Consider the following 11764-nt stretch of genomic DNA (forward strand, 5'->3'; position numbering starts at 1 on the left):
GAGGTGGAAGGGGGCGGTGGACGCACCGGCGAAGGCCGCCGGCGCGCGGGCCGGGCGGTCCGGCTCCGTCCGAGCCAACGATCCCCATCCGGGCTGGTCACTGGCGCGGGCAGCGGGGAGTGCCCGGTGGACTCAGATTCACCCGGCCGGGGCCGAAAGGGCAGGATGGAGACATGGATCTCCGTATCTTCACCGAGCCCCAGCAGGGCGCGAGCTACGACACCCTCCTGAGCGTCGCCAAGGCCACCGAGGACCTGGGCTTCGGAGCCTTCTTCCGCTCGGACCACTACTTGAGCATGGGCGCGGCCGACGGTCTGCCCGGTCCCACCGACGCCTGGATCACCCTGGCGGGCCTGGCCCGCGAGACCAAGCGGATCCGGCTGGGCACGCTGATGACGGCCGGCACCTTCCGGCTCCCCGGCGTGCTCGCCATCCAGGTCGCGCAGGTCGACCAGATGTCGGGTGGCCGGATCGAACTCGGCCTGGGTGCGGGCTGGTTCGAGGAGGAGCACAAGGCGTACGGCATTCCCTTCCCGGCCGAGCGCCTCGCCCGGCTGGAGGAGCAGCTGGAGATCGTCACCGGCCTGTGGGCCACCGAGCCCGGCGCGACCTTCGACTTCAGGGGCGTCCACTACCAGGTGGAGAACTCCCCGGCGCTGCCCAAGCCGGCCCAGGACAAGATCCCGGTCCTGATCGGCGGCCACGGCGCGAAGCGCACCCCGCGCCTCGCCGCCCGGTACGCGGACGAGTTCAACATGCCCTTCGCATCGATCGCGGACAGCCAGCGGCAGTTCGGCCGGGTTCGCGCGGCCGCCGAGCAGGCCGGCCGCAAGCCCGCCGACCTCGTCTACTCCAACGCCCTCGTCGTGTGCGTGGGCAAGGACGACGCCGAGGTGGCGCGGCGGGCCGCCGCGATCGGCCGCGACGTGGCGGAGCTCAAGGCCAACGGCCTGGCGGGCTCCCCGGCCGAGGTCGTCGACCGGATCGGAGCCTACGAGGCGGTCGGCTCCTCCCGCCTCTACCTCCAGCTGCTCGACCTCGGCGATCTGGACCACCTGGAGCTGATCTCCTCCCGGGTCCAGTCCCAGCTCGGCTGACGGGAGAGACGACCGTGCCCCGCGCCTCCCGTCCGCTCGCCGAGGCCCTGGCCGGCCCCGGCGGGCGGACCGTGCTCCTGGACGGCGGGCTGAGCAACCAGCTCGCCGACCAGGGCTGCGACCTGTCCGGAGGCCTCTGGACGGGCCGGGTCCTCGCCGAGCGGCCGGAGCAGGTGACGGCCGCCCACACCGCCTACGCGCGGGCCGGCGCCGAGGTGCTGATCACCGCGAGCTACCAGGTGGGGTACGCCGCCTTCGCCCGGCGCGGCTACGGCCCGGCCCGTACGACGGCCCTGCTGCGGCGCAGCGTCCGGCTGGCCGACGCGGCGGCCCGGGCCGCCGAGCACGAGGTGTGGGTCGCCGCGTCCGTGGGCCCGTACGGGGCGGTGCTGGCGGACGGCTCCGAGTACCGGGGCCGGTACGGCCTGAGCGTGCGCGAGCTGGCCGGCTTCCACCGGCCCCGGATCGCGGCGCTGCTGGCCGAGGGCCCCGACGTCCTGGCGCTGGAGACCGTCCCGGACACCATCGAGGCCGAAGCCCTGCTCACCGTCCTCGCGGAGACCGGCGCCCGGGCCTGGCTGAGCTACACGGTGGAGGGCGGCCGCACCCGGGCGGGCCAGCCCCTGACCGAGGCCTTCGCCCTCGCCGCCGGGTCCCCGCAGGTCATCGCCGTCGGCGTGAACTGCTGCGACCCGGCGGAGGTCCTGCCCGCCCTGGAAGCGGCCGCCGCCGTCACCGCCGAACCGCTGCTGGCGTACCCCAACGACGGCTCGGTCTGGGACGCGGCGACCCAGACCTGGCAGGCCCCGGCCACCCCGGCCCCCTGGCCCACGGCCGCCTGGCACCGCACCGGCGCCCGCCTCATCGGCGGCTGCTGCCGCATCGGCCCCGACCGCATCGCGGAACTGGCCGTTACGCTCCGCTGAGGTCCCAGCGCACGCCCGGCGATCCGCCGCCCGAGGCCACGAGCGTGCCCATCTCCGCCTCCACGGCGGCCAGTTCCTCCGGACGCTCCATCAGGAGCAGCTGTTCGCGGTAGTGCACCAGCGCGGTGAGGAGGAGCTGGGTCTCCTCGGGTTCCAGCGCGCACATCCGGCGTGCGGCGGCGACGGACTCGGCGCGCAGGCTGAGTGCTATCCCGGGCCGGTGGGCGAACTCCTGACGGCTGTACGCGAACAACGCGGCCGCCAGCAGCGGCAGATAGGCCAACGGACTCACCCGGACGAGGACGCGATAGGCGGCCACCCGCTCCCGGACGGGCAGCGTGCCCGATCCGAGGAGCGCCACCCGGGCTCGCAGCACGGCGTCGTGATTGATGTTCTCCGTGGGATTCATAGGGGAGATTTTGTGATCCGCGCGGGGCCCCGGACAAGGCTGATCGGCTGTGCCGTCCGTCCTACGAAAACGGCCTCTGACCTGTCATGATGGAGACGTCATCACCCTGAGGACCCGACACGGGACCCGGCACGGGACCCGATGAGGGACCCGATCGCGGAGTTTGACGACAGGCTCTAGTCCTCGCTCATCACCGCCTCGCAGCCGGGGCACACCGAGTCGGCGTACTCCGGCGGGCACCAGGCGTCCGGATGGTCGGACGGCTTCCAGTCGGCCGTTTCCATGGCGAAGGTGTCCTTGCCGCACATGGTCCGCGGGCCGCGCGCGGAGCCGCCTCCCGGGGCGGTGGGCGCGGCGTGCACCCGGTGGACGGACCCCGCCACCGGCTGGTCGAGCTCGTACACAACGACGATGCCACTCATGATTCGACGGTAGGCGCCGCCGGAAAATAGGGCGCGGGCAACACCGCTGACCAGCAACAATCGCTCGCATGTTCCTGACGATTTCCACGACCGGCACGGCCGAGCGACCCGCCACCGACCTGGGCTTCCTGCTGCACAAGCATCCCGGCAAGGCGCAGGCGTTCTCCACCTCCCACGGCACCGCCCACGTCTTCTACCCCGAAGCCACGGACGAGCGGTGCACGGCGGGCCTGCTGCTGGAAGTGGACCCGGTCGCGCTCGTGCGACGTGGTCAGGGCAAGGGCCAGGGCGGCACGCCGGACGCCGCGCTCGCGCAGTACGTCAACGACCGCCCCTACGCCGCCTCCTCGCTGCTGGCCGTCGCGCTGAGCGGTGTGTTCCGCAGCGCGCTGAAGGGGCAGTGCGCGGCCCGCCCCGAGCTGCCCGACGAGGTGCGCCCCCTGCGCATCGAGATCCCGGTGCTGCCCGCCCGGGGCGGCGCCGAGCTCGTGCGCCGGCTGTTCGGCCCGCTCGGCTGGGATTCGGTCACGGCCACCCCGGTCGCGCTCGACGAGACCTTCCCGGAGTGGGGCGACTCCCGGTACGTACGCCTGGTCCTGGAGGGCGAGCTGCGGCTGTCCGACGCGCTGCGCGGCCTGTACGTCCTGCTGCCCGTCCTCGACGACTCCAAGCACTACTGGATCGCCCCCGACGAGGTGGACAAGCTGCTGCGCGCCGGGGACGGCTGGCTCGCCGAACACCCGGAGAGCGAGCTGATCACCTCCCGCTACCTGGCACGCCACAAGCGGCTGACCCAGGACGCCCTGGAGCGGCTGGAACTGGTCCGCCTCGCCGAGGCCGACGGCAGTGAGGTGGAGGAGCTCGACAACGCGGTCGACGAGGCGAGCGACACGGAGGACAAGCCCGTACCGCTCGCCGTGCTGCGACGCGAGGCGATCCTCGCCGCGCTGGGAGCGGCCGGTGCGGCCCGCGTCCTCGACCTGGGCTGCGGCCAGGGCCAGTTGGTGCAGGCGCTGCTCAAGGACCCGACGTACACCGAGATCGTCGGCGTGGACGTGTCCGTCCGGGCGCTGAACATCGCCGCGAAGCGGCTGCGGCTGGAGCGGATGGGGGAGCGGCAGAGCTCCCGCGTCCGCCTGACGCAGGGCTCGCTCGCGTACACCGACAAGCGGCTCGTGGGCTACGACGCGGCCGTGCTCAGCGAGGTCATCGAGCACCTGGACCTGGAGCGGCTGCCCGCCCTGGAGTACGCGGTGTTCGGCTCGGCCCGCCCCCGCACGGTCCTGGTGACCACCCCGAACGTCGAGTACAACGTCCGCTGGGAGACGCTGCCCGCCGGGCACGTCCGGCACGGCGACCACCGCTTCGAGTGGACCCGCGAGGAGTTCCGGGCCTGGGCCGGGGACGTCGCCTCCCGGCACGGCTACCGCGTCGAGTACGTCCCCGTCGGGGACGACGACCCCGAGGTGGGGCCGCCGACCCAGATGGCCGTCTTCACCCTCAACGCCGGCACCACCGGCACCACCGGCACCACCGGCACCCCGAAGGAGGGCGAGGCAGCATGACCACCGACACCGACACCAGCGCCACCACCGACCGCAAGCGCGTACTTCCCGTCACCGACCTGTCCCTCGTCGTCCTGATCGGGGCCACCGGCTCGGGCAAGTCCACCTTCGCCCGCACGCACTTCAAGCCCACCGAGGTCATCTCCTCCGACTACTGCCGGGGCCTGGTCGCCGACGACGAGAACGACCAGAGCGCCAGCAAGGACGCCTTCGAGGTCCTGCACTACATCGCGGGCAAGCGGCTCGCCGCCGGCCGCCTCACCGTGGTCGACGCCACCAGCGTCCAGGCCGAGTCCCGCCGGCAGCTGGTCCAGCTCGCCCGCGAGTACGACGTCCTGCCCATCGCGATCGTCCTCGACCTGCCCGAAGAGGTCTGCGCGGAGCGCAACGCCGCCCGCCCCGAGCGGGCCAAGCTGCCGCGCGCCGTCATCCAGCGCCACCGCCGCGACCTGCGGCGCTCGCTGCGCGGCCTGGAGCGCGAGGGCTTCCGCAAGGTCCACGTGCTGCGCACGCCCGAGGAGGTCGACTCGGCCGAGGTGGTCCTGGAGAAGCGCTTCAACGACCTCACCCACCTCACCGGCCCCTTCGACATCATCGGCGACATCCACGGCTGCGCCTCCGAGCTGGAGACCCTGCTCGCCAAGCTCGGCTACCAGGACGGCGCCCACCCGGACGGCCGTACCGCCGTGTTCGTCGGCGACCTCGTCGACCGCGGCCCGGACAGTCCGGGCGTGCTGCGCCGGGTGATGGGCATGGTCGGCTCCGGCAACGCCCTGTGCGTGCCCGGGAACCACGAGAACAAGCTCGCCCGTCACCTCAAGGGGTCCAAGGTCCAGCGGACCCACGGCCTCGCCGAGACGATCGAGCAGCTCGAAGGGGAGCCGGAGGAGTTCGTCCAGGAGGTCCGCACCTTCATCCAGGGCCTGGTCAGCCACTACGTCCTCGACGGCGGCAGGCTCGTGGTCGCTCACGCCGGGCTGCCCGAGAAGTACCACGGCCGCACCTCCGGCCGGGTGCGCTCGCACGCCCTGTACGGGGAGACCACGGGCGAGACCGACGAGTTCGGGCTGCCCGTGCGCTACCCGTGGGCCGAGGACTACCGGGGCAAGGCCGTCGTGGTCTACGGCCACACACCGGTCCCGAACACCGCCTGGATCAACAACACCATCTGCCTCGACACCGGAGCCGTCTTCGGCGGGAAGATGACCGCACTGCGCTGGCCCGAGCGCGAACTGGTCGACGTACCGGCCGAGAAGGTCTGGTACGAGCCGGTCAAGCCGCTCGTCACCGAGGTGCCCGGCGGCCACGATGGCCGTCCGCTCGACCTGGCCGACGTCCACGGCCGCCGGATCGTCGAGACCCGGCACCTGGGCAACGTCAACGTCCGCGAGGAGAACGCGGCCGCCGCCCTGGAGGTGATGAGCCGCTTCGCCGTGGACCCGCGCCTGGTGCCGTACCTCCCGCCGACCATGGCGCCGACCGCCACCTCCTCGGAGGACGGCTACCTGGAGCACCCCGCCGAGGCCTTCGCCCAGTACCGCAAGGACGGCATCGCCCAGGTGGTCTGCGAGGAGAAGCACATGGGCTCCCGCGCCACCGTGCTGCTCTGCAAGGACGCCGCCGCGGCCCGCGAGCAGTTCGGGGTCGACGGCCCCACCGGGTCCGTCTACACCCGTACCGGACGGCCCTTCTTCAAGGACCCCGAGGTCACCGAGGAGGTCCTCGCCCGGCTCCGCTCGGCGGTCACCGACGCCGGGCTGTGGGAGGAGCTCGCCACGGACTGGCTGCTCGTCGACGGCGAACTGCTGCCCTGGTCGCTGAAGTCCGGCGGCCTGCTGCGCAACCAGTACGCCGCCGTCGGCGCGGCCTCCGGCGCCGTGTTCCCCGGCGCCATCGCCGCCCTGGAGGCGGCCTCGGCCCGGGGCGTCGACACCGGGGAGCTCCTGGAGCGCCAGCATGGGCGGGCCGCCGACGCGGCGAAGTTCACCGAGGCGTACCGGCGCTACTGCTGGAGCACCGACGGGCTGGACGGCGTACGGTTCGCCCCGTTCCAGCTGCTGGCGGCGGCCGGCCGCTCGCTGGCGGCCGTACCCCACGACGAGCAGTTGTTCTGGCTGGACCGGCTCGTCGCCGCCGACGAGGCCGCCGGGACCGGACTGCTGCGCCGCACCGGCCGGATCCTGGTGGACACCGCGGACGAGGCCTCGGTACGGGCGGGCACCGACTGGTGGCTGGAGCTGACGGCCGCCGGTGGCGAGGGCATGGTCGTCAAACCGCTCCAGGCGTACGCCAAGGACGGCAAGGGCCGGCTCGTGCAGCCGGGGGTGAAGGTGCGCGGACGCGAGTACCTGCGGATCATCTACGGTCCCGAGTACACGCGTCCGGACCACCTGGAGCGGCTGCGCGGGCGCCACCTCGGGCACAAGCGCTCGCTCGCCCTGCGCGAGTACGCGCTCGGCCTGGAGGCCGTGGACCGGCTGGCGGCCGGGGAGCCGCTGTGGCGGGTCCACGAGGCGGTCTTCGCCGTCCTCGCGCTGGAGTCGGAGCCGGTGGACCCGCGGCTCTGACTGCGCCCGGCCGGACCACCCGGCGTCAAGGGAGGACCCCCGTACGGCCGCTCATTAGGTCGTATGGGGGAACTTTCGCGGAGAACTCCGGGAAAACCACCGGCGGGATCGTTCATCCAGGGCAGCGGAATGTCCGCGACCCTGGAAGGACGGAACGTCACCTATGAAGATGACCGCGCGCGGAAGCATTGCGGCACTCCTGACCTGTATGGCGGCGGCCGGCGCGGCCACCCCGGCCGTGGCCGACGCGGTCCCGGTGGGTGTCCCCCTGGAGGCGGCGGGGGACACGCTCGGCGTGAAGCTCCCGCACCTGGCCACCGGAGTCCCGTTGCCCGTGGTCGGAGCGCCCGAGGCGCCCCGCTTCCACAAGGGCGACATGCTGCCGACCCCGCTGCTGCCGGCGGTGCCGATCGGCACCGAGCTCGGGAACACCCTCCTCACCTCCCCGGTGCCGAACCTGGCCGGAAAGCCCGAGACGGACGGCGAGGGCTCGCTGGACGCCCCCGCGACCACGATGCGCACCCGGACCCCGGGACTGCTCGTCGGCTCCCCGCTGACCATGCCCGACGCGTCCAACCACGGGCTGCCGAACGTGACCGCCCCCGCGCTGGGCGTCATCGCCCCGGACCTCACCGGTACCCCGGAGGCGCTGCTCGGCCTGCGCTGAACCGGCGGGCCCCCGCCCGCCGCCGGATCCGGCGGGGCCGAAGCCGCTGGGCCGACGCCACGTCAAAAAGCCGCCCGGTCTGCGAACGTGTACGGCATGGGATTCCATGTCGATTCCGAGACCGGGCGGCTTCGCCGCGTCATCCTCCACCGGCCCGACCTGGAGCTGAAGCGGCTCACACCGAGCAACAAGGACGCGTTGCTCTTCGACGACGTGCTGTGGGTGCGCAGGGCCCGCCAGGAGCACGACGGCTTCGCCGACGTACTGCGCGACCGGGGCGTGGAGGTCCACCTCTTCGGTGACCTGCTGGTCGAGTCCCTGGACATCCCGGAGGCGAGACACCTCGTCCTGGACCGGGTCTTCGACGAGAAGGAGTACGGTCCGCTCGCCACCGACCACCTGCGCGCCGTCTTCGGCGGACTGCCTTCGGCGGACCTGGCCGAGGCGCTGATCGGCGGGATGACCAAGCGGGAGTTCCTGGAGCGGCACGCGGAGCCGGTGTCGGTCCGCTTCCACGCCCTGGAGCTGGACGGTTTCCTGCTGGGCCCGCTGCCCAACCACCTCTTCACCCGGGACACCTCCGCCTGGATCTACGACGGGGTGTCCATCAACGCGATGCGCTGGCCGGCCCGGCAGCGCGAGACCGTGCACTTCGAGGCCATCTACAAGCACCACCCGCTCTTCACCGGCTCCGGCCCCTTCCACACCTGGTCCCAGGGGCAGGCCGACTACCCCTCCACCATCGAGGGCGGCGACGTCCTGGTCATCGGCAACGGCGCCGTGCTGATCGGGATGAGCGAGCGGACCACCCCGCAGGCGGTGGAGATGCTGGCGCGCGGGCTGTTCGCCGCCGGGTCGGCGACCACGATCGTGGCGCTCGACATGCCCAAGAGCCGGGCGTTCATGCACCTGGACACGGTGATGACGATGGTCGACGCGGACACGTTCACCCAGTACGCGGGCCTGGGCATGCTGCGTTCCTACACGATCGAGCCCGGCGCCGGGGCGAGCGAGCTGAAGGTGACCGACCACCCGCCGGAGCACATGCACCGGGCCATCGCCGCGGCCCTCGGGCTGGACGCGATCCGGGTGCTCACGGCGACCCAGGACGTGCACGCCGCCGAGCGCGAGCAGTGGGACGACGGCTGCAACGTGCTCGCCGTGGAGCCGGGCGTGGTCGTCGCGTACGAGCGGAACGTCACGACCAACACCCACCTGCGCAAGCAAGGCATCGAGGTGATCGAGATCCCGGGCAGCGAGCTGGGGCGGGGGCGGGGCGGGCCGCGCTGCATGAGCTGTCCGGTGGAGCGGGACGCGGTGGCCTAGCCGGCCGGGGACGGGGCGGGGCAGGGCAGGGCAGGGCGGGGCGGGGAGGGTGGGGGAGGCCAGGGGGGCCGGGGCAGGGGAGGCCGGGACAAGGGGCAGGCCGGGGCCGGGTTCGTACGCGAGGGCTCTGTATATCAATACAGGCCGTCGTATAGACTTCCAGCATCCCCTGTCACCATGACTCTGGAGCGCCCCCATGGCCACCGATCTTGTCGGCCGCAGTTTCCTCAAGGAGCTCGACTTCACCGCCGCCGAGTTCCGCGGCCTGGTCGAGCTCGCCGCCGAACTCAAGGCGGCCAAGAAGGCCGGGACCGAGCGGCGCCGCCTCCAGGGCAAGAACATCGCCCTGATCTTCGAGAAGACCTCCACGCGCACCCGCTGCGCCTTCGAGGTCGCCGCCGCCGACCAGGGCGCCCACACCACGTACCTCGACCCCTCCGGCTCCCAGATGGGCCACAAGGAATCGGTCAAGGACACCGCGCGGGTGCTGGGCCGGATGTTCGACGGCATCCAGTACCGGGGTGACGCGCAGGACGCCGTCGAGCAGCTCGCCGCCCACGCCGGCGTGCCCGTCTTCAACGGCCTCACCGACGACTGGCACCCCACCCAGATGCTGGCCGACGTGCTCACGATGACCGAGCACTGCGCCAAGCCGCTGGAGCGGATCGCCTTCGCCTACCTCGGCGACGCCCGCTTCAACATGGGCAATTCCTACCTGGTGACCGGCGCCCTGCTGGGCATGGACGTACGGATCGTCGCGCCGAGGCACTACTGGCCGGCAGAGCCCGTGGTGGCCGCGGCGCGCGAGCTGGCGGCCGCCAGCGGCGCCCGGATCACGCTCACCGAGGACCTCGCGGAGGGTGTCGCGCAGGCCGATTTCGTGGTGACCGACATCTGGGTGTCCATGGGGGAGCCCAAGGAGGTCTGGGACGAGCGGATCGAGGCGCTGAGCCCGTACGCCGTCACCATGGACGTGCTGCGCGCCACCGGGAACCCGGACGTGAAGTTCATGCACTGCCTGCCGGCGTTCCACGACCTCGGCACCAAGGTGGCCCGGGAGATCCACGAGCGGCACGGGCTGGAGTCGCTGGAGGTGACGAACGAGGTGTTCGAATCGGCGCACTCCGTCGTCTTCGACGAGGCCGAGAACCGGCTGCACACCATCAAGGCCGTGCTCGTCGCGACCCTGGAGGGGCGGGCCGCATAGTCATGCGCCGGGCCGGCGGGGCCGCCGGGGCCGGCGGGCCGGAAGGCCGGAAGGCCAGAGGAGCTAGAGGGCCGGCCGGGACGGCAGCGTGAACCACACGGCCTTGCCGTGCGGGGTGGCGCGGTGGCCGCAGGCCGAGCTCAGGGTCCGGATCAGCAGCAGGCCGCGGCCGTGCTCCTGCCAGGGGTCGGGATGGGCGTCGTCCGGAGCGGGGGCGGGGGTGGACAGGTCGGCGGGGGGCAGTGGATCCCCGTCGTGGACCTCGACCTGGCAGCCGTTCGCCAGCAGTTCCACGACGAGCTCGATGGGGGCGTCGCCGGGGGTGTGTTCCACGGCGTTGGCGACCAGTTCGGCGGTGAGCAGTTCGGCGGTGTCGCTGTCGGCGGGTGCGTCGATGTCGGCGAGGGCCGTACGGACGAGGGCGCGGGCGATGGGTACGGCCGCTGTCGTGTGCGGCAGGGCTATCCGCCAGGCGGAGGCGTCGGGCAAGGCAGGACCATCCGTTCCGTCGGGTCGTGGGGCCGTGGAGTCGTGGGGGCGTGGTTCGTGCGGGGTGCGGCGTAAGAAATCCTGCTTTCAACGATACGAAGTGAAAATGTCCCGCCGTAGGGCACCCCGACGTGATCGCAAGGGACGTCGGGCACACCGGCTCGGGACCTTCGGTGCGTGTGGCGCCCCGGCCCGGACGCGGACCCCCGGTTATCGCGCTTCCCTGACGACAGTCATGGACCGGTGATACCTTCGGGAGGGTGAGTCCCTTCCTCGGTTCCACACCCGCGACCGAACGCTGGAACCACCTCCGGGTGGACCGGCGGGACGGCGTCGCCACCGTCACCCTCGACCGCCCCGAGAAGCTCAACGCGCTCACCTTCGGTGCCTACGCCGACCTGCGCGACCTGCTCGCCGAACTGTCCCGGGAGCGGTCCGTACGCGCCCTCGTGCTCGGCGGCGAAGGGCGCGGCTTCTGCTCCGGAGGTGACGTCGACGAGATCATCGGCGCCACCCTCGCGATGGACACCGCCCAGCTCCTCGACTTCAACCGGATGACCGGGCAGGTCGTGCGCGCCCTGCGCGAATGCCCCTTCCCGGTCATCGCCGCCGTCCACGGCGTGGCCGCGGGCGCCGGGGCCGTCATCGCGCTGGCCGCCGACTTCCGCATCGCCGACCCCACCGCCCGCTTCGCATTCCTCTTCACCCGGGTCGGCCTCTCCGGCGGGGACATGGGCGCCGCGTACCTGCTGCCCCGCGTCGTCGGGCTCGGCCACGCCACCCGGCTGCTGATGCTGGGCGAGCAGGTCAGGGCCCCGGAGGCCGAGCGGATCGGGCTGCTCAGCGAGGTCACCGAGGAGGGCAAGGCCTCCGTGCGCGCAGCGGAGCTCGCCGCGCACCTCGCCGCCGGTCCGGCCCTCGCGTACGCGCAGACCAAGGCACTGCTGACCGCCGAGCTGGACATGCCGCTCGCCGCCTCGGTGGAACTCGACGCGAACACCCAGGCGCTGCTGATGAACGGCGAGGACTACCGGGAGTTCCACGCGGCCTTCACCGGGAAGCGGCCGCCCCAGTGGAAGGGCAGGTAGT

At 72.5% G+C, this 11764-nt stretch carries 11 protein-coding genes; 8 read left to right on the plus strand and 3 right to left on the minus strand.

What is annotated here, in order from left to right:
* The first annotated feature begins 173 nt into the window (after positions 1-173).
* Positions 174-1097 carry an LLM class F420-dependent oxidoreductase gene (locus OG247_RS32800; RefSeq protein ID WP_327255578.1) on the plus strand — a complete coding sequence of 308 codons (924 nt, stop codon included), beginning with the start codon at positions 174-176 and terminating at the stop codon, positions 1095-1097.
* Positions 1098-1111: 14 nt separating this feature from the next.
* A complete protein-coding gene (gene mmuM / locus OG247_RS32805; protein ID WP_327255579.1) occupies positions 1112-2023 on the plus strand; it encodes a homocysteine S-methyltransferase in 912 nt (303 codons plus the stop codon).
* Here mmuM and OG247_RS32810 read toward each other — a convergent pair.
* Both OG247_RS32810 and OG247_RS32815 read right to left on the minus strand, forming a co-directional pair.
* On the minus strand, positions 2010-2432 hold the full coding sequence (locus tag OG247_RS32810; RefSeq protein WP_327255580.1) for a hypothetical protein: 423 nt from the start codon (positions 2430-2432) through the stop codon (positions 2010-2012). The two genes, mmuM and OG247_RS32810, sit on opposite strands and share 14 nt — an antisense overlap.
* A 176-nt stretch (positions 2433-2608) precedes the next feature.
* On the minus strand, positions 2609-2854 hold the full coding sequence (locus tag OG247_RS32815; protein ID WP_327255581.1) for a hypothetical protein: 246 nt from the start codon (positions 2852-2854) through the stop codon (positions 2609-2611).
* A gap of 68 nt (positions 2855-2922) precedes the next feature.
* On the opposite strand from OG247_RS32815, the gene OG247_RS32820 reads away from it, so the two are divergent.
* The 5 genes from OG247_RS32820 (at position 2923) to argF (ending at position 10186) form a co-directional block, all read left to right on the plus strand.
* Positions 2923-4419 (plus strand): 3' terminal RNA ribose 2'-O-methyltransferase Hen1, encoded by a 1497-nt coding sequence (locus tag OG247_RS32820; RefSeq protein ID WP_327255582.1) that lies wholly within the window; start codon positions 2923-2925, stop codon positions 4417-4419.
* Positions 4416-6986, plus strand: a complete 2571-nt coding sequence (locus tag OG247_RS32825) for a polynucleotide kinase-phosphatase (RefSeq protein ID WP_327255583.1) — start codon at positions 4416-4418, stop codon at positions 6984-6986. The genes OG247_RS32820 and OG247_RS32825 overlap by 4 nt, the downstream gene beginning before the upstream one ends.
* Positions 6987-7149: 163 nt before the next feature.
* Positions 7150-7653, plus strand: a complete 504-nt coding sequence (locus tag OG247_RS32830) for a hypothetical protein (protein WP_327255584.1) — start codon at positions 7150-7152, stop codon at positions 7651-7653.
* A 96-nt stretch (positions 7654-7749) separates the two neighbouring features.
* The gene (locus tag OG247_RS32835; RefSeq protein WP_327255585.1) at positions 7750-8979 is read left to right on the plus strand and encodes an arginine deiminase; all 1230 of its coding nucleotides are present in this window, start codon (positions 7750-7752) and stop codon (positions 8977-8979) included.
* Between the two features lie 196 nt (positions 8980-9175).
* Positions 9176-10186, plus strand: coding sequence for an ornithine carbamoyltransferase (gene argF, locus OG247_RS32840; RefSeq protein ID WP_327255586.1), 1011 nt, complete (start codon positions 9176-9178; stop codon positions 10184-10186).
* 63 nt (positions 10187-10249) lie between these two features.
* Here the strand turns inward: argF and OG247_RS32845 are convergent, their stop codons facing one another.
* Positions 10250-10675, minus strand: a complete 426-nt coding sequence (locus OG247_RS32845; protein ID WP_327255587.1) for an ATP-binding protein — start codon at positions 10673-10675, stop codon at positions 10250-10252.
* A 260-nt stretch (positions 10676-10935) separates the two neighbouring features.
* On the opposite strand from OG247_RS32845, the gene OG247_RS32850 reads away from it, so the two are divergent.
* Positions 10936-11763 carry an enoyl-CoA hydratase family protein gene (locus tag OG247_RS32850; RefSeq protein WP_243331536.1) on the plus strand — a complete coding sequence of 276 codons (828 nt, stop codon included), beginning with the start codon at positions 10936-10938 and terminating at the stop codon, positions 11761-11763.
* Position 11764: the final 1 nt, after the last annotated feature.

This window comes from Streptomyces sp. NBC_01244 (assembly GCF_035987325.1).
GTDB lineage: Bacteria > Actinomycetota > Actinomycetes > Streptomycetales > Streptomycetaceae > Streptomyces.